Origin of the sequence: Leptospira borgpetersenii serovar Javanica, from assembly GCF_003046425.1 — a bacterium.
Classification (GTDB): Bacteria; Spirochaetota; Leptospiria; order Leptospirales; family Leptospiraceae; genus Leptospira; species Leptospira borgpetersenii.
This window is the reverse complement of the sequence record NZ_QAJG01000014.1, coordinates 17,711-42,841: the sequence shown is the minus strand read 5'-3', so window position 1 is coordinate 42,841 and position 25,131 is coordinate 17,711. Positions and strand designations below refer to the sequence as shown.

General features: G+C 40.9%; 22 protein-coding genes and 1 pseudogene. 10 read left to right on the top strand and 13 right to left on the bottom strand.

Going from position 1 to position 25,131, the window contains the following annotated elements:
- Window positions 1-456: 456 nt before the first annotated feature.
- The 7 genes from CLV95_RS12315 to CLV95_RS12280 all read right to left on the bottom strand — a co-directional run bounded on the left by CLV95_RS12315 (window position 457) and on the right by CLV95_RS12280 (window position 7,343).
- Window positions 457-1,662, bottom strand: coding sequence for a hypothetical protein (locus tag CLV95_RS12315; RefSeq protein WP_002735478.1), 1,206 nt, complete (start codon window positions 1,660-1,662; stop codon window positions 457-459).
- Window positions 1,640-3,178: an MBOAT family O-acyltransferase gene (locus tag CLV95_RS12310; RefSeq protein ID WP_002735400.1), complete on the bottom strand. Its 1,539-nt coding sequence runs from the start codon at window positions 3,176-3,178 to the stop codon at window positions 1,640-1,642. The genes CLV95_RS12315 and CLV95_RS12310 overlap by 23 nt, the downstream gene beginning before the upstream one ends.
- 30 nt (window positions 3,179-3,208) lie before the next feature.
- Window positions 3,209-3,583: a ribosome silencing factor gene (gene rsfS, locus CLV95_RS12305; protein WP_002729426.1), complete on the bottom strand. Its 375-nt coding sequence runs from the start codon at window positions 3,581-3,583 to the stop codon at window positions 3,209-3,211.
- 6 nt (window positions 3,584-3,589) lie between these two features.
- Window positions 3,590-4,786, bottom strand: coding sequence for an LCP family protein (locus tag CLV95_RS12300; protein WP_002735485.1), 1,197 nt, complete (start codon window positions 4,784-4,786; stop codon window positions 3,590-3,592).
- A gap of 90 nt (window positions 4,787-4,876) precedes the next feature.
- Window positions 4,877-5,158 carry a type II toxin-antitoxin system RelE/ParE family toxin gene (locus tag CLV95_RS12295; protein ID WP_080592219.1) on the bottom strand — a complete coding sequence of 94 codons (282 nt, stop codon included), beginning with the start codon at window positions 5,156-5,158 and terminating at the stop codon, window positions 4,877-4,879.
- Between the two features lie 17 nt (window positions 5,159-5,175).
- Complete coding sequence (locus tag CLV95_RS12290; protein ID WP_002735479.1) at window positions 5,176-5,403, bottom strand: hypothetical protein; 228 nt, start codon at window positions 5,401-5,403, stop codon at window positions 5,176-5,178.
- Between the two features lie 545 nt (window positions 5,404-5,948).
- Complete coding sequence (locus CLV95_RS12280) at window positions 5,949-7,343, bottom strand: NHL repeat-containing protein (RefSeq protein ID WP_026054818.1); 1,395 nt, start codon at window positions 7,341-7,343, stop codon at window positions 5,949-5,951.
- Window positions 7,344-7,926: 583 nt separating this feature from the next.
- Between CLV95_RS12280 and CLV95_RS12270 the strand changes: the two genes are divergently transcribed.
- Entirely contained in the window at window positions 7,927-9,552 is a 1,626-nt protein-coding gene (locus CLV95_RS12270; protein WP_002735371.1) for a long-chain fatty acid--CoA ligase, read from the top strand.
- A gap of 103 nt (window positions 9,553-9,655) precedes the next feature.
- Here the strand turns inward: CLV95_RS12270 and CLV95_RS12265 are convergent, their stop codons facing one another.
- Window positions 9,656-11,221 (bottom strand): tetratricopeptide repeat protein, encoded by a 1,566-nt coding sequence (locus CLV95_RS12265; protein WP_002725994.1) that lies wholly within the window; start codon window positions 11,219-11,221, stop codon window positions 9,656-9,658.
- Between the two features lie 115 nt (window positions 11,222-11,336).
- Here CLV95_RS12265 and CLV95_RS12255 point away from each other — a divergent pair, with 115 nt between their 5' ends.
- Genes CLV95_RS12255 through CLV95_RS12235 form a run of 5 tightly spaced genes read left to right on the top strand, consistent with a single transcriptional unit; the run spans window position 11,337 to window position 14,790 of the window.
- The gene (locus CLV95_RS12255; protein ID WP_002725996.1) at window positions 11,337-11,861 is read left to right on the top strand and encodes a hypothetical protein; all 525 of its coding nucleotides are present in this window, start codon (window positions 11,337-11,339) and stop codon (window positions 11,859-11,861) included.
- Entirely contained in the window at window positions 11,858-12,523 is a 666-nt protein-coding gene (locus CLV95_RS12250; RefSeq protein WP_002725984.1) for an ABC transporter ATP-binding protein, read from the top strand. The genes CLV95_RS12255 and CLV95_RS12250 overlap by 4 nt, the downstream gene beginning before the upstream one ends.
- Entirely contained in the window at window positions 12,520-13,416 is an 897-nt protein-coding gene (locus tag CLV95_RS12245) for an ROK family protein (protein WP_002735392.1), read from the top strand. The genes CLV95_RS12250 and CLV95_RS12245 overlap by 4 nt, the downstream gene beginning before the upstream one ends.
- Window positions 13,413-13,763, top strand: coding sequence for a histidine triad nucleotide-binding protein (locus CLV95_RS12240; protein ID WP_002725992.1), 351 nt, complete (start codon window positions 13,413-13,415; stop codon window positions 13,761-13,763). The genes CLV95_RS12245 and CLV95_RS12240 overlap by 4 nt, the downstream gene beginning before the upstream one ends.
- A 16-nt stretch (window positions 13,764-13,779) precedes the next feature.
- A complete protein-coding gene (locus CLV95_RS12235) occupies window positions 13,780-14,790 on the top strand; it encodes a lysylphosphatidylglycerol synthase transmembrane domain-containing protein (RefSeq protein ID WP_002725986.1) in 1,011 nt (336 codons plus the stop codon).
- A 220-nt stretch (window positions 14,791-15,010) separates the two neighbouring features.
- Here CLV95_RS12235 and CLV95_RS20105 read toward each other — a convergent pair.
- A pseudogene (locus CLV95_RS20105) lies at window positions 15,011-15,316 on the bottom strand (IS3 family transposase); the annotation flags it as partial.
- 715 nt (window positions 15,317-16,031) lie between these two features.
- Here CLV95_RS20105 and CLV95_RS12230 point away from each other — a divergent pair.
- Window positions 16,032-17,876 carry an ATP-binding protein gene (locus tag CLV95_RS12230; RefSeq protein WP_107694976.1) on the top strand — a complete coding sequence of 615 codons (1,845 nt, stop codon included), beginning with the start codon at window positions 16,032-16,034 and terminating at the stop codon, window positions 17,874-17,876.
- Window positions 17,877-18,046: 170 nt separating this feature from the next.
- Here the strand turns inward: CLV95_RS12230 and CLV95_RS12225 are convergent, their stop codons facing one another.
- Window positions 18,047-19,519, bottom strand: coding sequence for an adenylate/guanylate cyclase domain-containing protein (locus CLV95_RS12225; RefSeq protein ID WP_002722726.1), 1,473 nt, complete (start codon window positions 19,517-19,519; stop codon window positions 18,047-18,049).
- Between the two features lie 113 nt (window positions 19,520-19,632).
- Here CLV95_RS12225 and CLV95_RS18895 point away from each other — a divergent pair, with 113 nt between their 5' ends.
- The 3 genes from CLV95_RS18895 (at window position 19,633) to CLV95_RS12210 (ending at window position 22,037) form a co-directional block, all read left to right on the top strand.
- On the top strand, window positions 19,633-19,806 hold the full coding sequence (locus CLV95_RS18895; protein WP_002722710.1) for a hypothetical protein: 174 nt from the start codon (window positions 19,633-19,635) through the stop codon (window positions 19,804-19,806).
- 400 nt (window positions 19,807-20,206) lie between these two features.
- Complete coding sequence (locus CLV95_RS12215; RefSeq protein ID WP_002722728.1) at window positions 20,207-21,499, top strand: beta-ketoacyl-[acyl-carrier-protein] synthase family protein; 1,293 nt, start codon at window positions 20,207-20,209, stop codon at window positions 21,497-21,499.
- 10 nt (window positions 21,500-21,509) lie between these two features.
- A complete protein-coding gene (locus CLV95_RS12210; RefSeq protein ID WP_002722720.1) occupies window positions 21,510-22,037 on the top strand; it encodes a SiaB family protein kinase in 528 nt (175 codons plus the stop codon).
- On the opposite strand, the gene CLV95_RS12205 is transcribed toward CLV95_RS12210, so the two are convergent.
- The 3 genes from CLV95_RS12205 to CLV95_RS12195 form a co-directional block, all read right to left on the bottom strand.
- Window positions 22,012-22,830, bottom strand: a complete 819-nt coding sequence (locus CLV95_RS12205) for a PP2C family protein-serine/threonine phosphatase (protein ID WP_002722729.1) — start codon at window positions 22,828-22,830, stop codon at window positions 22,012-22,014. The two genes, CLV95_RS12210 and CLV95_RS12205, sit on opposite strands and share 26 nt — an antisense overlap.
- 171 nt (window positions 22,831-23,001) lie before the next feature.
- The gene (locus CLV95_RS12200) at window positions 23,002-23,760 is read right to left on the bottom strand and encodes a glucose 1-dehydrogenase (RefSeq protein WP_002722691.1); all 759 of its coding nucleotides are present in this window, start codon (window positions 23,758-23,760) and stop codon (window positions 23,002-23,004) included.
- 209 nt (window positions 23,761-23,969) lie between these two features.
- A complete protein-coding gene (locus CLV95_RS12195; RefSeq protein WP_002722706.1) occupies window positions 23,970-24,839 on the bottom strand; it encodes an acyl-CoA thioesterase in 870 nt (289 codons plus the stop codon).
- Window positions 24,840-25,131: the final 292 nt, after the last annotated feature.

Sequence of the window (25,131 nt, the reverse complement as noted above, 5' to 3'; positions counted from 1 at the left end):
GATCGAGGAATGTTATCAAAGAAAGATTAAAATCAATTTATATTTGGTCTACAAAGGTGTTATTTTTCCAAATCAAGGAATATTTTTTTAGAATTAAATCTTTATAAAATTTTTATGAACTATCCTAAATTTGAAAAACCGACTTAGAGCCGGTCTCAAAATCTGAAAAGAAATCAGCACAATCATTTCATAAGTTCGTAATAGAGCCTGGAAATTCCCGCAGATTGGTGATTTATGGCTTTTCTAACGGATTTTATCGTTGGAACACTCTCGTAGGAGTTCCTACGTCCGAGGTTTTGAGACCGACTTGCTAAGAACAATATAATAAGAATGATAAGAACTCAATTTTCCACTACGCTCTGCCGATTAGAGTTCCAAGCATAGACGCGGAAAACCGCATTTCAAGTCTTCACCAAAAAACCAAAGAAAACAAACCGATCTTTTGAATCTTCTTGATCAATAACCCAGTTTGTAAAACATTTCGTTGACGGCTTTTGCACCCTGACAATTGAGATGAATCTGATCCGAATAATATTCAGGTTTCATAAATTGTTTTTCAAATTGTAAAACCTTAAGATGCGGGTATTTCGCGTTCAGCGATTCGAAAGCATGCCAGAATTTCGAAAAGTACCCCGTTGACTGGGTATATTCCGGAAAAGGCATTAAGATATAATAAACATTTATGTTTTGAGCCTGAGTATATTCGAGAAAATCCTCAAATGCACTAAAATCAAAATTTGGCTCCACCTTATAAGACGCAAGGACCTCTTCCTTTAGTTTGTCGCGACTCATCTGATAAAGGACCGCATGCTGCGGTTTGATTCGATCCGAAATGTTTAAACCTCCGTTTTGAAAACTTAACTTTTCGGAAATCCAACGATTATCCCTGAAATTACTTTCGGGAGGCATACACCGAGGAGTATAAAGTTCCTCGCATCCGCAATCGAGTTTCATCGCAGTTTCGACAGATTTGTAATTTTCATAGGAAAATACGTTTAAAAGAGCTTTGCGATACCGATATGTGGAAAATACGTTCGGAATCGAAGCAGAAAGTACGTAAAGAAGCTCAGGACCTTTGTATTGTTCAAACATTTCCCCTACGGAAAATAAGTGAAGAATTCTATGGGAAAAGAACTTCCAATTGATTTCGGAGACCACTTTCTGCATATTATCCGAAGCGTTTTCCATCAAAAAATTCCTATACGTTAAGCCGGAAATGAAACGGTTCTTTAAATATTCAGAAAGACTCATATTCGGTTTAACGTATTTTATGAGACTCGGATCGATGATCGGATCCCCGTAACCTTCCGCAATCAATCCCGGGCTGGAAGCAAATAAGATAAATTCCGGCTTTTTATTTCCCGCTTTGAGATACTTCGAAAGATAATGAACATAATATCTTGCTCCCATCGCGGGAAGACTGAAATTATATATCCCAGATCCTTCGGAGGGAATCAGGGACATACTTCTGGAATCTCCAAATATGAGACCTTTGTAATCTAATCCCCCTGACTCCATCTTTTTACGAACGTTATTGACTAAAAAAACCTCCGTATGTTCGTAAAAGTAGATCTCCGTAAATGTGGCTACGAGTTCAATCGAAATCACGATCGAAAGAACAATCAAAACGACTTTATTCTTAAAAAGCGAAATAAATGACATTTTTGCCGAATACACCTTTTAAAACTATACAGTAAAAGAAAAAAAGATACGTAACAATTCGAATGATTACGGGTTTATCGAAAATAAAGAACGCAGAATTATCCTTATAATGAAAATAATCCCATATGAGAAGAGGCCCCACAATCTTTAAAATTTCCGTAAAGTAATTAGAGACGCTGATCGGATCGTTTGAACCTTTTAGTACGAAAAAATTCTCCATGATATTCGTAAAAAGAATCTTCACATGATTTCCGTCGTAACTTCTAAAGAATATGGAAGTCATCGCAAACATGAAAAAAGTAATAAAACAGGACCAAAAGAAAAATCCTTTCGTAAAGAACGAGTGATTCAAAAAAGGAAACTCGGACTTGATCGTAAGCTTGAACTTATCGAAAGGTTCACGGAATATCATATAAAGCACGATATAAAGCCCGCAACAAAGCCCCCAGAACACAAAATTCCAACTTGCTCCGTGCCAGATGCCGGAAAGACCGAAAATAATGAACAAATTCCTATAGTTGTAAAATTTACTTACCTTACTCCCGCCTAACGGAATGTATACGTAATCCGTAAACCACCGGTTGAGAGTAACGTGCCATCTTCGGAAAAGTTCCCTAAAGTTTACGCTGAATTCCGGAGTAATAAAATTCTCACTCAGATGGAAACCCAAAAGAAACGCAGAGCCCCTGGCAATGTAGGAATACCCCGCAAAGTCGCCATAAATCTGAAAGATAAACGCACACAAAGCAAGAACGGTATGAATCGCGGAATGTCCCCCCGCAAGCTCCGGATTGGATTTATATACGGAAGAACTTTTCAACAAAACCAGATCTACAAGTTCCGCCAAATTGTCCGCAACGTAGGTTTTCATGTAATAGCCTACAAGAATCAAAAGACAACCCTTGTAAAAAAGATCGAGATCGATCTTTCTGTCTTTTTTGATTTGGGGAAGAAGGTCTCCGGCCCTTTCGATCGGCCCCGCGACCAATTGAGGAAAAAAACAGACAAAAAGTGAAAAGTCGATTAAGTTTGTCTCCGCTTTGATTTTACGATAATAGACGTCGATCACGTAAGAAAGAGTCTGAAACGTAAAAAAGCTGATCCCTACGGGAAGAATGATCTGAAGAAAAACAGAATCTTGAAAAAGGGTCGGATTCTCGACACTAAAAAGTCCAGCGGAAGTTTTGACCGCAACGTTAAGGTTATCTATAAAAAAATTATAATATTTAAAAAAACAGAGCATTCCCATGTCGATGAGAACCGCCAAAAACAAAAGCCACCCTCTGATTTTGAAGGATTCCTTTTGTTCGATCAAAAGAGCGATGTAAAAATTGGAAACGGAAACGGAAATAATCAAAATCAAAAAAATCCAGTCCCACCAGCCGTAAAAGATATAGGATACGATCAACAAAAAGACATTTTGAATATTTCTAGGAGTTCTTCTAGCAGCAAAAAAATAACAAACCGTCAATACGACTATAAAAAAGTAAATAAAAACCGCTGAATTAAAAATCATTTCGTTAGACCGATCGGGACTGCGTCTCCTTTAGAGTTCCATTCTTTTAGCATCCCGCCAAAGCCTATCCAAATTATAATATTCCCTTTTTTCTGGAGTCATAATGTGAATGATGATTTCTCCGAAGTCCAAAAGCGTCCAACCCGAATTCGTAGAAGCTCCCGTTTTATCCACTTCTTTATGGGTTAGTTTATATTCTTTTAATGTTTTTCTGATTTCTCTTGCGACTGCATTCGCTTGAACCGCAGAATTGACAGTGCAAATTACAAAGAAACTCAAATAACTATTGACACTTTCTAAATTCAAAATGCTGATTTCTTCGCATTTTTTATCCACCATAATATCGTAGATGACTTGAAGAACTTTTTCGGTAGTCGGGTTTTGTTTCGGCGGAGTAGGACTCATGAATCTCTATTTTCTCGGTTCGTAATCGGAACCGACGACGACGGTTGCATCCAAACCCAAGTCCTTTCTTAACACATGATGCACTTCAGCTTTTTCTAATACGGTCGAAATCCGATCCATGATTGCGGTATTGCCGGAACGATCGATCACTACGGTTTTCGGGAATCCTTTTTTCCAAGCATTATCCGCCGCAAGCACTTTAATTCTCTTATCGGAAAGAATTCCACGAACGTCTTTTGCAAGACCGGGAACTTCGGTCCCGTTCAGAACTTCCGTTCTGGCAAACTCTGCATCTATAAAAACGTCCGAGTTCATATCCTTGAGAAATTTACGAAAAGCGACTCTAGCTCTTGTAATATCCGTTTTTAAATAGAGTTTTTTCGTCTTCGGATCATTTGCAGGTTCTCCCGGAAGTTCCGAGATTCCGAACTGAATTCTTCTAGAATTGATAAACTTAACGAGGCTTACGAAATCTTCTTTCGAAAGATCGGATTCGATTAAACCGTGTGCAAGGACCAAAAGAGGAGTCGTTAGAAACTCTTTTCTTTGAAAAAGGGTTTCGTATAGAGTAAGAACCACACTCTCTTGACGACTAATCCTTTCTAAGTAATCCAAGGTTTCTTTTTTGTCCATCTTACTCGTATAGTCGTAAACGTCGGCGCCGGACATCGTATAAACGCCGACCTCCCGATTGTATTGCGAAGAATTACGAACCGTTTTGTTATCCGTATAAACGCTTAAACCGCCGAGAAGGTCCACGATACGAATCCAATTGGAAGCGGAAAGAGAAATCGTATAATGAAGTTTGGTGTCGATCAAATCGGTGATTGCGCTTTTGACCGAAGATTTAGCACCGGACTTGAGAAGATCCAAAGAATCGTCCGGATCGTCAAACGAAGTGATCGGATGAATAAAGTATAATGCACAACGGTTGTTAGATGGAAAGAGAACGGCTAAAAGACCGAATTCGTATTCCTCCGAATCTCCGACCGCATGAAATAAAAAATAGATCGGTTTACCGGTTGCGATTTTCTCTTCCAGTCCGGTCCGATTGAACCTGCCAATCAAAAAAATGAGAGCTAAAAACAGTAGAACCCCCGCCACAATATAAAGCGGCCAACCCGATGTTTTTTTAAAAGTACCTTTCGACTCCACAAACCTATAACCCCGATTCCATTCCAAACCGGAAAACCCGTATGTCAAACGGTTATTTCTCGATCGTCTCTCGTTTCAAAACACAGAATCGATTTTATGTTTGCGAAATCGATTTCAGTAGATCGATACTCTTTGTTTTCAAGTAGGCGGTTGAAGTAGTTTCCTAAATTCACGGCTTTGATGTAAAACCGCATACACATCGATATGATTTTTTGAGGTTTTGTAAAAAATTCTAAAAGGAAAACGACGAGTCAACAGTTGTCTAAAATCCTTGTAAACAAACGGACCGATTTCAGGAAAACGACTGGCTCTATCAAGAATGAAATCCATTTCTAAAACGAATTCAAAACCAAGGTTTTCTTTTTTACGATTGTAGTAATCTACCGTTTGAATCACGTCTTGCTCGGCGGCCGGTTTGATTCAAATAGGGAGAAGTTTCACTTTTGTTTTTTAAGAAGCGATTTTTTTAAATTCTCCCAAGGTTTACTAGGTATATCTTCTTCACGAAGAACGCGCTCATCCAACAACTGCTTATCTTCCTTCGAAACATCAAATCCTGGATTTTTGAATGCAATTTGATCCCAAATTGAAGAGAGCGCTTCTATCTGTTCATTCAACTGCATGTTTTGAATTTCAGCGATTGTCGTTTTGGGAATTATATTCACGGATTTAGGTTTCCCTTCGATTTATTAAAAATCAAGTCTAAAAAAATAACGGAAAAAACCTGTCTGTCAAACGGTTATTTTGCCGGATTCTTGACCATCCCCGGTCAATATATTTTATCTCGAATTCCTTTTTGAAATTTTGGATTGTTTTTAACGTGAGTTCGGCGGTTGAAAATGAGAAAGAATTTTCTAAAAGTAGAAATTCCTAACAATTTCAGAATTTGTTTGTAAGATCGTGATTTGTGGTAGTTCCCGCATTTGAAGAATAGATTTACAAAGTTCAGATCCAACTCTTTTCAGAAAAGTGAATCATCGATTTCAACCGCCGAACTCGCATGTTTTTAAGATACGATTTTCGGTTGGAAAAAATTCGGATTTAGAATCCGTGCGGATTTTTTTCTATTTTTCTCGGAAGACGGCTGCGCGTTTTAGGATCGGGTTTGACTTGTGTTTTGGTCCTTGGAATTCGTAAGACAAGAGTTTGGAACTCTTGTCTTACGAAAGAAGATGCCTGACTTGGATTAGTCAGGAGTGGATCGAATGTATCAATCCCAGGTTTGAGTAAAAATTTCAGCTCCGATATTGCTGAACTTTTTGATCGATCCGTCTCCGTCTAAAGTTCCACCTATCACATAGACGTTTCCGTTGGAATCCACAACCGTGGATTTAGCCGCAGTATATGCATTTCCGGCAAATGCTTTGTCCCAGTTGGTGCTATCCTCTACTCCGGCATCGCTGAATTTTTTCAACCAACCCTTGTCTCCAACAATCGGATCCGCAGCGTATCCGGATACGAAAATTCCGTTGTTCCCATCGGAAAGAATGCAAGTCGGAGCCGGAAGACTTCCGAGATTTAATTCTTGGGTCCAAGATTCTGTACCGGTTGAAGTATATTTTTTAACGACCACTCTCGGTTTTTGCGGCGTTCCTACAGCGTGAGACAAATAGGTTGTCGAAGAAACGTAGAGATTTCCGTTGATGGAGAACGCGTCATAGACCCAGCCTTGAGCGCCTCCTTGATATCCCATAGAAAATTGACGCTCCCAAGAAAGCGATGCGGCTCCGTTCATATCCACTTTTTTTACTCTCGCGGTTGTTACACCGGAGACCGTTGTGTTATCTATGAGATAAAAGATCTTTTCGCTTTTGGAAGCAACGTTGGTTCGTCTGGTGGAAACCGGAAGAAAGACATCGGAAATTCCGTCCCAAGCGTTTTGAGTCATTTCGGTTCCGTCTGAAAAAAACTTTAGAACCTGACTTTCTCCGCCGATTACATTGTAATTTTTTACGGTCGCAAATATCGTACCGTCGCTCCCCACCGTAATGTCGTTTAGGATCATATTTGCAAAATCCTTATTCCAATTTACGGTACTTTCGACACCGTTCGAACTGAACTTTTTGATCCAAAAATGATTTTGGGAACTGTTAAATACTGGTTGTGTAGTTCCTCCCACATAGATGGCACCGTCTGTAGGAGAAATGGCGACGCGTTGTGCGGCCGTATAGATCCCGCCATTGTGTCCCATCGTAAATTCCTTATTCCAATTTGTGACATCTTCGATACCGTTAGGAGCGAATTTTTTGATCCAACCTTTGTAATCTTGGCCTGCAAGATAAGTGACTCCGCTGATATAAACGTTACCCGTAGCATCTACGGACGCGCTGGTCGGTATTGTAACCATGCCGTCATCATCGCCGACGGGGAGTGGTACATCCGCGTTAGGATCGAAATCAGTACTATCAATGCTTCCCGGTGCTACGGTATGTGCTACTGCCGGTTCTTTGGCCGATGTTACGGCTCCCGAATTGGGTTGCGATATTGCAGTGAGAACTGCGGTCATCATCGAATTGTCTTCCGATGATTGTTTACAGGATGTATTTCCTACTAGAAAAAGAATATTGAAAACTAAGAGAGTTTTTTTAGAGTCCTCAAATAACATACTTTTCTCCATTGTTTGATTCCGGAGTTTCGATATATCCGGGTCGAATCCAAGAAAACTAACGTTTGAACCTTCCATCTTTTGATTCATATTATAATATGAATTTTAAATTCCGGCTTTTTAGCCGAATTTTAGAAATAATTTTTATTTTTGAGAAATTGAATCGATTTGTTTTGAAATGAAATTTTTAAGATTCGATTTTGTTGTGGATTCCGATTTTGAAAACAAAACGGAATTTCTCGTTCTTGAAACGGAAACAATTAAAATTTATTGAAGGAAATATCTTTTTTAGTCTTTGTAAAATGAAAGAATCTTAAGAATATAATTTTTTTCCAAAAGTTTTCATGAATACGATGAGAAATGATCGTTTTGTAATCTACGGACCCTGATTTTTTTCGAAGAATCGTTCTCCACTCTAAAAAATCAATTTTTACTCAAAAAATTTCCGAATCAAATCCGGTTCTTGGGGAGTAATTTAGAACTTGTCCCCGGACTTTTCATTGACGGACTTTGAAAAAATCATACAATTCCATTCTCACCAATCGATATAAAATCAGCTTTTGATGAGTCCAGGAGAATTTTTATGAAATCTACGATGATGAATTATCAATTGACCATTCCCGCTATTTTACGCAGAGCTTCCGAAGTACATCCCGAAAAAGAAATCGTGACGAAGATGAACGACGAATCCATACATCGTTACACATACGGAGAGTTCTCATCCCGAGTAAAAAAGCTGATCGATTCTTTGCAAAAACTTGGGATTCGTCCCGGCGATCGAATCGCTACATTCGGAATGAATCATTATAGACACCTTGAAATTTACTTTGCGGTACCTTCGATGGGCGCGATTCTGCATACTTTAAACGTACGACTTTTTCCGGAACAGCTCGTATTCATCGTCAACGACGCGGAAGACTCCGTGATCTTTGTGGATAAAAGCCTGGGCAAGATTCTTCTCGACTTACTTTCTCAATTTAAAAAGAAACCTAAATTCATCATCATGGACGATCTAGAAGCGACAGAGCCGGCGGCTCTTCCGGACGCGATCGATTACGAAACGTTCCTCAAAAACGGAAGTAAGGAAGTCGCCTTACCGGAGTTAGACGAAAATCAGGCCGCCGGAATGTGTTATACTTCGGGAACGACAGGAAATCCGAAAGGAGTCGTTTACAGTCATCGTTCCATCTACCTACACAGTATGTCCATCTGTATGTCGGACAGTCTGGGTATCTGCGAAAAGGAAACGGTTCTTCCCGTGGTTCCTATGTTCCACGCAAACGCATGGGGAATTCCTTTTGCTTGCGTGATGACCGGTGCGGTTCTTGTATTTCCGGGAAAACATCTGTTAGGTCATGGACTTGCTTCCTTATTAGAACAAGAAAAAGTAAGTATCGCCGCCGGGGTTCCCACGATTTGGAACGTCTTGTATCAACATCTCAAAAAGAATTCCTACGACCTCGGCAAATTACACACTATGATCGTCGGAGGTTCTGCAGCGCCTCAATCCATGATCGAGGGATTCAAGAATGATTTCGGAATTCATATCCTTCACGCGTGGGGAATGACCGAGTTATCCCCCGTCGGAACAGTATGCAGACTCAGGACCACAATGAGCGATCGAAAAGAATCAGAAAAAATGCAACTTCTTGCAAAACAAGGTCCGGCGGTTGCGGGAGTGGAACTCAAGGGAATCGACGACCAAGGAAAAGATATTCCCAAAGATGGTAAAACTCCGGGAGAATTAATCGTAAGAGGACCTTGGATCACGGCCTCTTATTACGGAAACCCGAGCAAGGAATCTTTCACAGAAGACGGATGGTTTCGAACCGGAGACGTAATTACAATCGACGAACACGGCTATATCCAAATCACGGATCGCAAAAAAGATCTGATCAAAACAAGAGGAGAATGGATTTCTAGCGTCGAAATGGAAAGTTATGTGTTGAAAGCCCCAGGAGTTTTAGAAGCGGCCGTTGTCGCCAAACCCGACGAGATTCGAGGAGAAGTTCCCGTAGTGTTCGTGGTAGCGAAGGAAGGGGAAAAAGTAGATAAAAAATCGGTTCTCGATATTCTCAAAGAAAACTTTGCGAACTGGCAATTGCCTCATAGTGACGACATTAGATTGATCGAAGCGATTCCAAAAACGAGCGTGGGCAAATTCGATAAAAAGGTACTCCGATCCGGAATAAACTCGGGTAAATATTAGATTTTTTGAAAATGCGAACGATTCCGTCGAAAACGCAAAAATCCTACATCTTTTCAAAATAGGAAACACACTTCAACATTATCGCAGCGTTTTAACGTTATGCTTATTTTGCCTCTTGATGAAGTGCTTTTTTAAGAATTTCCTCCAAGTCTTTTCCGGAAATTACGTCGAGCAAGGAAGAGTTATCCGCAAGAAAACGTTTAGCGCCTTCCGTAAATTCCGCATCTCCGATGATAAAGGCCTTATCCAAACTCAATTCATTCAACTGACCGATCGTATCCCGGAGAAAAATATCCGAAATTTTGGCGTCCTTCCATTTACGGAATTTAAATAAGGAACGGGTTTCCTTGTCCGCTTTGTTTAGACCCGTAAGATTGAGACCGTCCCCTTCCTTGTTGGGAACTTCACGACTCACGGTATAGTTCAGAGCCATCACAACTCGAACACAGAGATTCTTAAATTCCACCCCTTTCAATTGACGATAGTGATCCAAAACTCCGACTCCGATTTTAGAAACGTCCGAAAGAAGTTTATTGCCTTGATCGTCCAAGATCCCTTTGATATGAAAAGATTTGGAGGACTTAAGTCCGGAGAGTTCATAAAAACGTTCCACTGGAAAGAGTTCGCCGAAAATTCTTGCAATCTCGTCATCCAAGGAAAAACCTCCCGGTGCGGCTTTATTCGCTTCGATTCTTTTGGTCTCCAATTGAAACTTGTAGTTCGCGAGTTCCAAAATTCTTTGATCGTCGATCCTTTCAGACTCGGCCTCGATGAGATATTCGCTTGCTTCTTCAAATTTACCGAGTTTGACTGCCAAAAGGGAAAAATAAACGTCGGAATCGATCATCTCCTGTTTCCAACCGCTGTTCCTCGCCATCTCCATACAGAGCCTTGCATGTTTGAGAGCCTCACCTAAATTTTTTTGAAGAATAAAACAACACATCAAAAACTGAAAGATCGTATAACGTATGTAATCGTCTTCAATCAGATCTGCAACGGAATTTGCGATTCGAATGGCTTCGTCGTATTTACCGTCTCTAGTCAAACTCAGAGCATACAAAAAACCTCCAACCGGAGAAGAAGGCTCGAGATCGTACGCTTTGGCAAAAAAATCGACCGGATTTCCTTTCCGAAGAATCGCAGAGATCACTCCCTTCCCTATAAAAATGGAAGCGGTTTTGATTTTTTCGTCAGAAATTTTACCGAGGAATCGATCTGCGATCATGAATTCTTTTTGACCTAAAGCCATAAAACCGATTCGAACATTCGCTTCTGGGTTTTCCGGATCGATTGTTACGGTATCCAAATAATGGAAGAGAGCTTCTTCGAATAAGTCCTGCTGGTAATAGATATCCGCGATTCGGTTGGAAACGACTACCGCGTTGATTCCCTTTTCGTATGTTCCGATTTTTTTGATTTTCTCGAGGTGCCGGGCCTCGTTGATCGTATCTCCCTCCATCGCATAGATTTTTGCGATCACATAATGTGCTCGGACATTCGAAGGAGAATTATCCAAAATATCCCGAATCATCACTCGGGCATCTACATAATTCCCCATTGCAGCAAGGGCAAGGGCCTTTTCATAAGCGTCTTTCTTAGTCTGAATCAGGAAGGATCCAGACGCAACGATCAAAATAATTCCAATGGCTACGAGAATGACAAAGATCATTTTTTTTGTTTTTCTTTCAGGTTCCGGTTGGTAAATGGATAAAATCCCGGAAATTGAGTTCGGGCATTATCCAGTCTTGGGATAAATTCAATCATTTTACAGAAACGAAAACCAGATGGGAAAACTTACCTACTTCAGATTCGCATATTCTATTGTAAAACGGGATATCACAATCAGCATTCTTCATATAGGATTTTCCGCTTTATTTTGTTTTTTCCTGATCTTTGGGGCCTTTTTACTCAGAATGGATAAAGCCCCTTCCAACTCTTCTAGTATCGAACTCTTCCGGAATTATCCACAGTTGGTTTTATTGCTCAGTTCCGCCGGATTGGTTTTTATGGCGATCACAAGAACCCTGCTACGAACGTCTGACGCGGGCATTATGATGGCCGTCGGAGGAAATCGAATCGGAACAATTCGACTTTTAGTCGCAGAACTTTGGATTTTACACGGAATCGGGTTTTCCTTAAGTACATTCGCGACCGTCTTTTTTCCTCCTTGGGTAGCAGCAGGATCAAGTTTATTCGATTATGGAAAAGCGTTTTTTATTTGCATTTTTCTCATTTCCGGAATCGGAGCAATTCTATCCTTGATTCTCACCTTTTTGGATCCATACCGATCGATTCGGAGGGGAAAATGATTCTCCGCATCAACAATCTCTCCCGAGAATACGGAAAGTCGAAAGCCGTAAACGGAGTTTCTTTCGATATAAATCAGTCCGACTATGTCGCAATCGTAGGTCCTTCCGGTTCGGGAAAAACAACTCTTCTCTCCATGATCACAGGAATGCTTTCCAGCACCGGCGGAGAAGTTTATTTCGACACAACCAAGGTCAGCGATATGAGTAACGGAGAACTTGCAAACTTCCGGGCAAGAAATATCGGTCTCATCTTTCAGTTTTCTGAACTCCTTCCCGACCTGAATGTAGAGGAGAATATCCTGCTTCCGGCTCTCCTAGTTGAAAAATTCAGTTCGAAAGAATATCTGGAAAAATGCGAATACCTGATTCAAAGTCTTCACCTCGAATCGATTCGGAAAAGTTACCCGAGCAAACTTTCCGGCGGTCAAATTCAGATGACTGCGATCGCGAGATCACTTATCAACGAGCCCGAACTTCTACTCGCAGACGAACCTTCGGGAGATTTGGACCCTGAAAACAGCGAACTTGTCCGAAATCTTCTCTACGATTTTAATTCCAGAGGTCTTACGATTCTGCTAGTAACCCATGATATGAATCTCGCCTTCGACGCAAAAACGATCTATGAAATGAGAGAAGGAGCCTTTACCCGGGTGGTAAAATGAAATCTTATCTCGGAATCGATATCGGAGCGGGAAGCATCAAGGCGAGTCTAGTAGCCGAGGACGGAACCATTTTAGGAAGTACGTCCCGCACAACGGGAGCGGAAACCGATGAGACTCAATTTCTGGATTCCCTTGCCGATATCGTATCGGAAATGAAAAATTCCTCGTTAGCCGCGGTTGGAATCGGAAGCCCCGGGCCCATCGACTGCGAAAACGGAATCCTAATTCAATCGGCAAATCTACCTCTTTTGAAAAATGTAGCGTTAGTCGATCATTTAAAAAAAAATTTTTCCATCCCGGTCTACTACAATAATGACGCCAACCTCGCCGCACTTGGAGAATACCGTTTCGGTCTTGGAAAAGGATCCCCGAGTTTGGTGATTCTTACTTTAGGAACGGGACTCGGAGGAGGCTGGGTATATCAAGGAAAATTATTTGACGGCTACAAAGGAAGCGGAATGGAAGCGGGACACGTTACGTATCTTCCAAACGGCCCCCTCTGCGGGTGCGGACAAAGAGGATGTACTGAAACGTATTTTAGCGCAAGCGGGTTCTTAAATCGATATCAGGAAAAAACGGGAAATTCCTTAAACTCCGCCGAAGAATTTTTCGATAGGAATCGAAAAGGGGAAACCGTCGCATCAATTTTATTAAACGAAGGAATCGAAGCCCTCGCACAACTCTGTCGGGGACTCATTCATACCATTAATCCGGAAAAGATCGTCTTTACGGGGGGACTTGTGTATTCTTGGGATCTATTCGGCAACTCCCTCAAAGAAAGAATTCAAGAACTTATCTTTCCGATTTTCAGAACTTATACCCAAATTCTGCCCGGAGGAAACATATCCGGAACCTTAGGCGCAGCGGCGCTTTGTATGGAGAACCAAGAATGAACGATCACCATTGTATTTTCTGCAAGATCATCCGTAAGGAAATTCCTTCCAAGATCGCGTTCGAAAACGAGGAAATATTAGCTTTTCATGATATTTCTCCTCAAGCACCGACCCACATCGTCTTCGTCCCAAAGAAGCACATAAAATCCCTCAGAGAGATCGGAAACGAAGACTCTTCCCTACTCGGAAACATGCTACTCCGGATTCGAGACACCGCAAAGAATCTTGGTTTTGCGGAAGACGGCTACAGAATCGTAAACAATACCGGAAAAAACGGAGGACAAACCGTTTTTCACATTCATTTTCATCTTTTAGCGGAACGTCAACTGCTCTGGCCTCCGGGTTAAAACCAGGAATATCACATTGAAACGTATTCTATTCGGAACCGTCGTCAGCGTAGCCGCTCTCGGATTTTTATTTTCAAAACTCGATCTGAGCGAATTCGCAAAAATTCAAGAACGCTGGGATCCGATCTATCTCATTCCGTTTTGTATCTCTTCCGCTTGGGGTTTGCTCCTTTTTTCCTGGAGATGGTATCTTCTTATGGGAAAACAAATTCGATTCCGTTATGCGCTCCTTTCTTCCTTTATCGGTGTGGGAGCGAATATGTTCCTTCCGGCAAGAGGAGGCGACATTTTTCGTTTGTATTTCTGCAAAAAGGAATCATCGCTTCAATACCCAGCTCTGGTAACAGCACTCTTTATTGAAAAAGTATTAGACTTTTCTTTTATATTTTCCGCGGGAATCTGCGCTTTGATGTTTTTAGGTATCAAAGACGAAAGCAGTGATTTCTTTTTTATCGTCTCCTCTTTGGTAATCGCCGGAATTTTCTTAAGTCTGATCTTAGTGAGATTTTTGAATGAAACGATCATATCGATTCTCACTTGGATCGCAAGTCTTTTCGGTAAAAAAGAATGGTTCGATCACAAACTCGCACATTATATTCGGGACTTAGGAAATTTTTTAGTTCTGAAACGATTTATTCTTCCCACCTTTCTTACCGCACTGACTTGGTTGATCGGCTACGCACTCAGCTATGGTATTCTTCTCGAACTTGTCAGAATTCCAATGAGTTACCCCGGAATCGTACTCATCATGTTCGCAGGCGCAGTCGGTGTGATGATTCCTTCCGCACCCTCAGGTGCAGGTGTTTTCCACGCCTCCGTCACGTCTTCTTTCGTTCTGATGGGTAAAAATGCTTCCGAAGGTTTGTTTTATGCAACAACCGTCCATCTCGCTCAATTTATCCTACAAAGTGTATTTGCAGTAATTCTTTATCTCTACTGGATCGTAGACAGAAAAAAACGCGGCCTTGGAAAAGCGGAATTTTCCCTCAAAGAATCCGAAGTTATCGGAGTGGAAACCGCGGAATGACGTAGGCATATGAGGAAATACAAACGTATTTCGTCCCTTACGTTTCGTAGTCCATTTTCCGATTCCACTCAAACCGACTTGTAACCACATCCATTCAAAGAGTTTATCCACTGATCTCTTAGAATGAGTTCTCAAGATTCTGTCTTTAAATTGGGATTTGTACTAAAATCGACGGCATTTCTTTATGTAAGTAGCTTAGTTACGTATAATTGGACACTTTTTACGCAGCATTTTCTTCAAATGCAACAGAGCTCACAAAACCTAAAAACGAATTGTGCATATGTATATTATAATATACATCTATAGAAACAAAAAGTATTTTTCCGCTTTTTGAATTCCATACAGTAATCATATTCCATTTCTCTTTTCAGAGAATCAAAGAAAGACTCGGGCGACTACATTGCCCCGACAATTCCCATTTCACATTGCTTCTTCGAATTTTGTTGCCGAACAGATATTTTCGAGTTTCGTTCGAACAATAGATCCGAATGAAAAACGAACATTCGATCGTTTCGGAAAGAGCAGTTGCATTACTAACTTAACGCGAGTTCGACGTAATAAAATTCGGGCGAACCCAGCCTTTGCTTACAAAGGCTGGACTCAGGTCAAGTTATTGTGAAACTCCGGAATCAGATTCAATTTTTATAAAAACCCGTCGAGCGCCAATAGAAGCGAGACGTTGAGTTTTCCGAGCGCCAATAGAAACGAGACGTTTTAGTTATCAGTTTGATTTTTCTGATAAAGCAGAATTAAGAACTTGTCCCAAAACTTGAAAAGTAATCGGCACAATCATTTCATAAGTTCGTAATAGAACGTGGGAATTCCCGCAGATTGGTGATTTATGGATTTCTAACGAATTGTACCGTTGGAACACTCTAGTAGGAGTTCCAACATCTGAGGTTTTGGGACAGTTCTAAGTTTTGGAAACGCTGTAAAATACCAATAACTTGGCCTCGCATCGATCCTTTTCGCATTGTTATAGCGAATCACACTGACTTAGAATCATTGGAATTTGAAATCTCACAACCTACTACTCTCCAAGAATAAAGGATACTCATAAGAAACACTTTTACGAGCTTTCCGTACGACTTCATTTTCAAATTTTATCCGTCTTCTATATAGTGTATAGACGCGGCTCGGGCAATACAATCCTTTAACAAAAACTTTAAAACGAATAAATGGGATGAAAGCACATGCTGCCGGGATATAATCAAACCGCAAAAGTAAATCTGGCGGGAACCATGAATTTAAAAAAAACGTCCTTTTTCGGATTGAATCTGAATTTTCTGAAAATAGAAACGCGTATCCTTCTGCCTTTTCTTTTCGGTTGTATCTTACTGATCCTTCTTTTAGGAAGCCTCCTCCTTTATTATCAAAAAAAGAATACAGATACGACCGCAATACAAAACGTAAAAACCGTCGCACAACAAATGCTCGCGCTTCGGGTTTATTATTCGGACAATATAGTAAATAAGGCGTTGCAGGAAGGAACGGAGGTCACTTACAAATACAAAACGGTTCCGAAAAGTATTCCTCTTCCGGCAACGATCGTAAAAGAATTCGGAGAACACCTTACACGTCAGTTTGAAGGGATTCGAGTAGAATTATACAGTGAATATCCGTTTCCCAATCGACACAGATACGGCGGCCTTGACGATTTTCAAAAGGACGCATTGAGTCGTTTGCGGAAAAACCCGGATATACCCTACTATACGTTTCAAGAAATCGATTCAATACCTTACGTTAGATACGCTCTTGCGGATCGAATGCAGACTTCTTGTATCCAATGTCACAACACTCATCCGGAATCTCCGAAAAAAGATTGGAAGGTCGGAGACGTAAGAGGAATCCTCGAAATCAGCATGCCGGTTAAACAAGCCGAAAGCGGCGCCGACATGATCTTATTTTTCACCGTAGCAATCCTGATCGGACTCGGAACCATATTCATCGTAAACAATACGAGAAACAAGGAAAACGAATCCATGATTTTAGAACTCAATGCAAACCTGGAACAAAAGGTGGAAATGAGAACAGTAGAGCTCGCAAAATCCAACGAAAATCTAATGAATGCGATTAGTAATCTCGAAAAATTAATGCGAAATCTCCGAGACACTCAGCATCAGCTCGTACTTTCCGAAAAATTGGCCGCCTTAGGTCAATTGGCCGCAGGAATCAGCCACGAATTGAATACTCCTCTCGGCGCTATTTCCTCTTCCTGTAGTTCCATATTAGAAGTCGTGAATAATGAATTAAAAAATGTCCCTATTCTGCTTTCAAATTTAAGTCCAGAGGATTCGGAACGTTTCAATACGATTTTAGAAGAAAGCCTGAAACATATATCCGAATCTCCGATTCTACCGAATCGCGGAATCCGTCAAGAGTTGGCTCGCGATTTGGAAAATTCCGGAATTAAAAATCCCAACTCGGTCGCACGTACGATCACGGATCTAGGCATACACAAATTAGGGGAGCGATTGATTCCTTTGTTACGATCGGAAAAAATCGCCGAAATTCTTGCTGCGGTGGCTTCCTTTATCACGATCGCACGCGTAAGCAACGTGATATCGATCGCTACGAACAAGGCTTCTAGAGTCGTAAATGCCCTTAAAAGTTATCTACGTCCAAAAACGGAAGGAATCCAAGGGGAACTTTATGCAATCGACATTCGGATGGAAATAGAGAATATTCTAATATTATATCATAATAAAATTACCCACGAAGTCGAAATCGTAAAAAATTATAAAACCGAAAAACTATGTTTGGGAGAAGCGGACAAATTGAATCAAGTCTGGATCAATCTTCTCAACAACGCACTTCAATCCATGAACTACAAAGGGAAGATAGAAATCGAGACGAAAGAACAGGACTCTTGGGTTGTGGTTTCCTGGACGGATTCCGGAACGGGAATCCCCGAAACGATTCAAGACAAAATTTTCGATCCCTTTTTCACCACAAAAAAACACGGGGAAGGCATGGGACTCGGACTCGACATTTGTAAAAAAATAATCGATGGTTTCGGGGGCAAAATCGAGTTTCAAACCGCTCCCGGTCGAACCAAATTCAGCGTATGGCTCAAAGCCGTATAACACGTAAAGTGTAAGGCGTCGAATCGAAACTATAAAACAAAACGAATGTGATTCCCTGCGCGTAGTACGAATCGATCATTTTGATTTTACTTACATAGAAATTTAAAAATAAACTCGGACTCGAATTCTCTAATAAAACACATTCAAATTCTTGAATTTATTTCGAAAACTTAAACCGACCCTACAAACGCCCTTTGTTCCTCGTTCTTAAACAGTTTGTGAACGGTGGCTTTTTGACCGACTCCTTTCAAAAAAGCCTCATATCTTTCGGATCCATATCCTTTCAGATTTAATTCTTCCTGAATTCCAGGACTGGAAAGAATCGGCTCAGTCACCCAGATTTCTCCCGCAGATGCAAGCGCTTGCACTCTTGCCGCAATATTTACGCTCTGACCGAAGTAATCAAGTCTTTCGTCGTTGATAACGGCAAGAGCAGAACCTTCATTTAAACCGACCTTCAAACCGATCTCATGTCCGTGTTCCTTAAATTCCTCGTTCATCCGATCGATACGAAACATCATTTCTAATGAAGCAAATAGTCCTTCCAGCGGACTAGAAAAGGTCGCCATAACCGCGTCTCCCATCGTTTTTACGATGGCACCGTTGAACTTCTTTACGGTTTCGGCGAGCAAACGGAAATGTTCCTGAACCAATCGATATGCAAGGATATCCCCCGCTTTATCGTATATTTCGGTCGAGCCTCTCAAATCCGTAAAAAGGATCGTAAGACTTTTTACGTTTAAATTCAATTGACTGCTCAATCGTTGAACGCGGAATAATTCCCGGAAGGTTTGATTGTTCAAAAGCATCTTCGCGGTCAGAAACGGTTGAATCACCGTCGGATGTTCCCCGATAATTTCCAGGATTCTTTTCAAGTTTGGTTTAATGATTAAAAAGCCGGAGGTTGCGATCGTCCGGTTGGAAACTTTCACCTCGTATTCCCCCGGTGAAAGATGTAATTCAACGGGAGTAAATCCGGTAGGAAGAAGACTGAGGTCGATGATCCGATCCTTCGTGACTTCCTTAGAATCAAAATACAAAAAAACGGCCGAATTATTTTCCACAGAACTGAATTGATACACAGGAACATTCATCGCATCCAAATGGATTCGTTTTGTCTCCCCCGGTTCCATAACGATTAAATCTTGAATATTCGAAAAAATGAAATTCAGAAGCTCTTTGGACTTGCGAAAGTTGGCGGAAATATGATATCTGAGATACGTTTCCACATCCACCAAAGGATTCAAGGATTGTTTCTTAAGGGACGGGTTCGCCGAAAAGCTGACTTCCACCTGATCATCCAAAGTAGTCGGCACGTCTATGTTACAGATATAACAATGAAAACTTTTTTCCTCGATTTGATCCAAAGAAGTGTGAGAAGCGGCAACACCTCCACAAGCAGGGCAAATCATGTTGTACGCAAAATCAAGAAAACCGATCTTTGCGGAATGAAGGAAAAGATCGAGTGTCTCTCCTATTTCAAAATCATTCTGCTTTGCAAAACGAATCGGATTAATCCGATGGAGCTGCCATTCGTCCAGAACCCTTATGTTTTCCATAAATCGAACAATGGATTTTTTCGATAAAACTCCGAATCCTTCCAAAGATTTTTTCTTTTGTTCGAAAAGAGTTTCATTCCACATAACGTTCTCCCGGATTCTTAATTCAAAACGGACCCAGTTTCCCGAATGTCCATTACTCGTCAAGCATTTCGTAACTTTTTTTATTACACTTATTTAAAACCGAACGCACTTTTATGGAACGGATTTTGGTCGGCAAAAATTACTCGAGAAATATTTATTCAAAAGAAAAGAATCGAATTTTAGAATATTCTTGGATTCTTCAGTTGAAGAACCGTAGTTTTCATCCGATTTCCAGGATCGAGACGGAAAAAAATGCAAAAACAATCCGTTTCGTTTTTTTGATTTGATTTTTATCGTCTAACCTCTTACTTAAAACTATCTTCTAAATCGAATTAAAAACAGTATTCGGAGTTCATTAAAAAACTCCCGATTTCGGGTGACCGTTCTTTCGATTTCCGTAAAAGCCGACTCCCGCTTCACATTAGAGAAAATTAATGCTCGAATACTATTTTTTTTCAGGAAATGGCTTCTTAGAAAGGGAGGAATGTATATTAGCAATAGGATTAAAATTCGCTTATAGAAAAAGAAAAGTATACGTTATTTGCTCTTAATTTCCGGAAATATAAGGAATTATTCCAAGAATGATTCAGTAAATACGGATCTCATGGGACGAAGATCTTGTAACTTAAAGGTATCTCGTGGCGATAGAAAATCTGAATTTTAGGACAAGCGGTAAAATCAAAAAGTATGGATAAAACAAACACCAATCATAATTCAAGAGTTGCTATTACTGGAATCGGAATCATCCTTCCGAATACGTATTCTGTGGATATGTTTTGGAAAAATCTTTCCGAAGGGAATTCGCAGATAGATAAAATTACCCGGTTCCAAACCAACGACATGACCGTAAAAGTCGCTGCGGAGATGAACGACTTCGACTGGAAAAAATTCCTACCTGATTTGGAAGAAAAACACGCAAAACGTTACAACCGGGAAACATTTGCGATTATGTCTGCGATGGCGGAAGCTCGAAAAGACGCAAAGTTAGAAAAGGACTCCGTGGATCCGTCCAAAGTAGGTTTTATCGACTCTTCTTCGAGATCCTCTCTTGCCTGGTGGGAACACGCTTGGAAACTCTACCACAAAGAAAAAAAACTGAATATCTTTGATCGTTATTCTGTTCTCACTTCGATGGCCTCCAATCCTACCAACCTTACGGCAATCTATGCAAACATTCAAGGATTTGTGACTACGATCACTGCCGCTTGCGTTGGTGGACATCACGCGATCAGCCTTTGTTATCAGGCGATTCGAAAGGGAAGAGCGGAAGTGATGTATGCGGGAGGTCACGAGTTTCCTCTCCTAAAACCTCTGATCATGATGTATTCCGATCCTGCGAGTTCGGTTATGTCTTCCGAAGAGAAAAATCCGAAGTCCGCGATCAAACCCTACGATCGCAATCGAGACGGTTTTATTCTAGGAGAAGGAGCGGCCGTTCTCTGCTTGGAAAGAATGGATCATGCCCTCGCCAGAGGTGCGAAAATTTACGCGGAAGTTTTAGGAACCTATAGTTACAACGAAGCAGACCACGCAATGAGAATGGATCTAACCGGTAAAAAAGCCGCGATCGGTTTAAATCGACTTTTGAGAATTAGCGGGCTCAAACTTGAAGATATCGATTATTTCTGCGGACACGGAACCGCGACGATCAACAACGATATGGCCGAAAGTCGCGCGCTCAACATTTTATACAATGGACTCGCTCGAAGTAAATGGGCTCCTCTTGGTTCCATCAAACCGATTTTCGGTCATACATTCGGAGCGGCGGGAATCATCAATGTCGCCGCAACCGCTCTAATGCTAAAAAAACAAATCCTTTGTCCAACAATCAACCTCAAGGAGGTGGACCCGGAATGCGATCACGATCATATCACCGAAGGTGCAAGAAAGGCTCGACTTAGAAACGCGATTTCGATGGCCTTTGCAATCGGAAGTCAGTCTTCTTTTGTTAGTCTCGCTGCACCTCCAGATCTTCTTTAAGGAAAGCAGGATGAGATTCGACAAATTGTATAAACAATACGATTATTTAAAAAAATTAAGATCGGTTCTTTATTACCAGGGGGTAGTGACACATGAGATTTTAGGAGATCTTACACAAATACTTAAGAGTAGAATTGCAAACGAAAAACGGAAGAACAGGATCTTAAATGTGTTTGTGGAAATGGTTCAGAACGTAAGCCACTATTCTTTGGAAAAAGAAGGAGGTTACGGAGTCGGTTTGATCTTAGTCAAAGAAAAAGATCATATTTTAAAGCTCTCCACCGCAAATTTTTTGAGCCCGGAAACCGCATCTTCCTTACAAACGAAATTGGATCACTTTTTATCCCTCACGGAAGCAGAAGTAAAGGAGCTATATCTGGAGAAAATCAAGGGAGAAAGACCTAAGCACAGTAAAGGCGCCGGTTTGGGGTTTTTGGAAATATTAAGAAAATCCGATTTTCCGTTTCGTTCCTCTTTTGAAAAAACTCCGAACGGAAACTATTTCTTTACTCTTACAGTTTTTTTTCGCTTGGGGTAAGTTTTCGAGGTTCGGAACGGGCAAACATAGTTCCTTGAACTTCGATCACGATTATAGAAGTATTATCCTTCGTCATTCTTAGGTTCGCTTCCTCCAAAAGATGATAACAGGCCTCTTTTACGTTAGACGAGTTTTTTAAAATTTCTTCCAAATCATCTATTTTGATGACGTCCGTCAACCCGTCCGTACAAAGCAAAATTCGATCCCCTGTGTTGAGCGAACTCGTGATGTCGAAAAGATCCATTTGAAGATCCGTAGTTCCTCCTCCGATACAACTCGTGATATAACTCCTAGAAATCTGGTTTCCCTTGATAGTACCCGCAAAAGAATGATCGACCGTAATTTTATGGATTCCTTTGGAGGAAAAATGATAAGCCCTACTGTCTCCCATGTTGAATACGAGGACTTTTTTCCTTCCGAACAATATACCGACTAACGTAGCTCCCATTCCCAGTTTTCCGGTCGCCTTAGCGTGATCATTGATTTCATGATTGATGATGTTGAATAAACTTTGCCAACCCGCATGCGGCAATTCTTCCAAAGGTTGAACGGCCCTTTCCGTCCATGCGAGTTTTTCAAGCGTCATACGACTGGCGACTTCTCCGGAGATATGTCCACCCATCCCGTCCGCAAGGGCAAAAATCAGAGGAGTCACCGCGGAATCTCGAACTCCGGAAGAGGAAAAAGAACCCGAAACGTTTCCGGCCACGATTTCTCCGGATACGTACATCGAATCCTCGTTATGCGAACGAAAATTTCCTTTTTCCGTAATTCCAAAGTAGTTGATAATCATGGAGAAACACTGTTAAATTGAAATAATTTCCAAAAATTTATTATAAATATGTGTCATCAATAAGGAACTTCAAGAAGAAATCTTCGTTAAATGATTTTTTTAAAATAAACCAGTAGCCTCATCGTTATTTTCATTTTAAAATATCCACTCCAAAGATTTTTTTGGGAATTTTCACTTTGCTGAATATCCACCGTCGACCGGAATTGCAGCCCCCGTGATGAAGGAAGAATCCTCGCTACAAAGCCAAACCACAGTCTTTGCGATTTCTTCCGGAGCGGCGATACGATGAATAGGGTGTAGTTTTACAAGTTGTCTTTCCGCTTCCGCCGGATCTTTTGCGAGATGAAAGAGTTCGTCTAAAATTTCAGTCTTTACTGCACCCGGACAAATCGCGTTAACTCGAATATTCTTCTTTGCATATTCCAAGGCCGCACTTTTTGTAAGTCCAATAACTCCGTGTTTTGCCGCGGCGTAAGGATTAATTCCGACAACCCCGTTCATTCCGGATATAGAAGAAACATTCACAATCGCCCCTCCTCCGACCTTAATCATTTCGGGAATCTGGTATTTCATCGAAAGCCAAGTCCCCTTGAGATTCACGTTCACCACACTATCCCAAATATCTTCGGGATATTCATGCAGGAGATGATTCAGTCCCATAATTCCTGCATTGTTGACCCCGAAGTCCAGTCTTCCGAATTTTTCCAAAGCGTTATCGACCACCCTTTGAACCTGCTCTCCGGAAGTCACATCACAAACCACGAAATACGCGTCTCCGCCTTGAGAACGAATTGCGGATTCTAGCTTTTTTCCTTCATCTAATCTACGGCCGCAAAACACGACTTTGACACCTTTCGAAACGAACTCGCTTACGACGGCTTTCCCGATTCCGGTGCTCCCTCCGGTCACCACGGCGACTTTGTCTTTCATGGTATTTTCTCCGAATATTATATTAGAATTTTATAATTTACTGTAAAAACTTTTTCCAAGTCGATTCGAAAACCGGATTTTCTCCTATCTTCGCGTCTCGGCACTACTCGTATTTCGAGATGATTCCGCTTTAAGTTTTTATTCTTAGAAGAGAGATAGCTCCAAAAATAACCGAAAAAATCTTGCCACGATCAAATCGGAACTCGACTTTAGATCAGTTTTCTCGTCCTTCCGTTTCGAACTCGGACAAGATATTTTTTTAGATGTCCGTTGATGATTTCCAGATCGGACAATTCCCTTTCAATGGAATAGATCCTTAGATCTTGCACAAGAATCAAAAGGTATCGAAGCTCCTCAAGATGCACTTTCGCTTTTAAAATATTTTTGATCTTTTCCGAAAGAATTCTACTTCCCCAAGCACCAGCAATTCGAACAGGTAAAAGAATCGAGATCGAGCGGATATGCTCGAGAAGAGATCCATGTTCTTTGATCTTAGATAGACCCGTTTTATTTCCAAGTGCATATAATTTTAGAACTAGGCCATGAGCAAGACGTAATACTTCCAGTTTATCGAATTTCCAGATTCGAGTCGCACTTTTCAATTCGGTTTCCTTCCGAGTACCGACTGGAGGAGAAGAATGAGAAGGAATTTTTTCTTCGGTAAAAATTTTTCTAAAACCCTCGGGAACGGGCACTACTTTACGAATAGAATAGTCAAAAAACAAAACCCGGATTTTTACAAGTGCAACCTTCTCTCTTCTTTGATCCTTAGACAGACGGAACGTAAGATCGAAAGCCTTTTCTTGTAGATTGTCCAATACAACATCAATCTTAACTCGATCGTTATAGAGTAATTCCCCTTGATATAGAATTCCAGCATTCGCGAATATAATACTTTTTCCATAAATATCCGTGACGGAAAAACCGAGATACTGAAAGAACTGAAGATGCGCTTCCATCACGATATCAAGAATGGACGCGAAAGATACGTGAATATCCAGAGCAAGATCCGTTTTACGTATGGATAGCTCCGTTGAAAAGTGATACCTTTCCGGAAATTCAATCTGTATCTCTGTCATCGTTTATCGACTACACCACAAGTATTCGGGACATAAGATCATTTTATATTATTCGAATTTACGCTTCCCCTTCGATATGAAAAAAATTTTCTTCCCAACAAAAAGTCTTCAAGGAAAAAACAAGGAAGGATTCCGTTCTTTCTCATTTTTAATTTCGGTTATCGGAATACTCGTCTTGAATCGGTCCCGAGTTTTGTTTCAATTTATAAAAAAGTTCTTGCTATGGCACTCTCAAAAGTAAAACTTTCTATCGTTATAGTACACTTTAATTCATTCGGCGTCTGCCCGAGAA

Bases quoted from the DNA above. Each gene is read 5' to 3' on its own strand.
- CLV95_RS12225 (WP_002722726.1), bottom strand. From the start codon at position 19,519: ATGTGGAATGAAACTCTTTTCGAACAAAAGAAAAAATCTTTGGAAGGA.
- CLV95_RS12230 (WP_107694976.1), top strand. From the start codon at position 16,032: ATGAATTTAAAAAAAACGTCCTTTTTCGGATTGAATCTGAATTTTCTG.
- CLV95_RS12215 (WP_002722728.1), top strand. From the start codon at position 20,207: ATGGATAAAACAAACACCAATCATAATTCAAGAGTTGCTATTACTGGA.
- CLV95_RS12210 (WP_002722720.1), top strand. From the start codon at position 21,510: ATGAGATTCGACAAATTGTATAAACAATACGATTATTTAAAAAAATTA.
- CLV95_RS12245 (WP_002735392.1), top strand. From the start codon at position 12,520: ATGAAATCTTATCTCGGAATCGATATCGGAGCGGGAAGCATCAAGGCG.
- CLV95_RS12310 (WP_002735400.1), bottom strand. From the start codon at position 3,178: ATGATTTTTAATTCAGCGGTTTTTATTTACTTTTTTATAGTCGTATTG.
- CLV95_RS12195 (WP_002722706.1), bottom strand. From the start codon at position 24,839: ATGACAGAGATACAGATTGAATTTCCGGAAAGGTATCACTTTTCAACG.
- CLV95_RS12255 (WP_002725996.1), top strand. From the start codon at position 11,337: ATGGGAAAACTTACCTACTTCAGATTCGCATATTCTATTGTAAAACGG.
- CLV95_RS12200 (WP_002722691.1), bottom strand. From the start codon at position 23,760: ATGAAAGACAAAGTCGCCGTGGTGACCGGAGGGAGCACCGGAATCGGG.
- CLV95_RS12240 (WP_002725992.1), top strand. From the start codon at position 13,413: ATGAACGATCACCATTGTATTTTCTGCAAGATCATCCGTAAGGAAATT.
- CLV95_RS12280 (WP_026054818.1), bottom strand. From the start codon at position 7,343: ATGTTATTTGAGGACTCTAAAAAAACTCTCTTAGTTTTCAATATTCTT.
- CLV95_RS12315 (WP_002735478.1), bottom strand. From the start codon at position 1,662: ATGTCATTTATTTCGCTTTTTAAGAATAAAGTCGTTTTGATTGTTCTT.
- CLV95_RS12250 (WP_002725984.1), top strand. From the start codon at position 11,858: ATGATTCTCCGCATCAACAATCTCTCCCGAGAATACGGAAAGTCGAAA.
- CLV95_RS18895 (WP_002722710.1), top strand. From the start codon at position 19,633: ATGGAACGGATTTTGGTCGGCAAAAATTACTCGAGAAATATTTATTCA.
- CLV95_RS12205 (WP_002722729.1), bottom strand. From the start codon at position 22,830: ATGATTATCAACTACTTTGGAATTACGGAAAAAGGAAATTTTCGTTCG.
- CLV95_RS12265 (WP_002725994.1), bottom strand. From the start codon at position 11,221: ATGATCTTTGTCATTCTCGTAGCCATTGGAATTATTTTGATCGTTGCG.
- rsfS (WP_002729426.1), bottom strand. From the start codon at position 3,583: ATGAGTCCTACTCCGCCGAAACAAAACCCGACTACCGAAAAAGTTCTT.
- CLV95_RS12270 (WP_002735371.1), top strand. From the start codon at position 7,927: ATGAAATCTACGATGATGAATTATCAATTGACCATTCCCGCTATTTTA.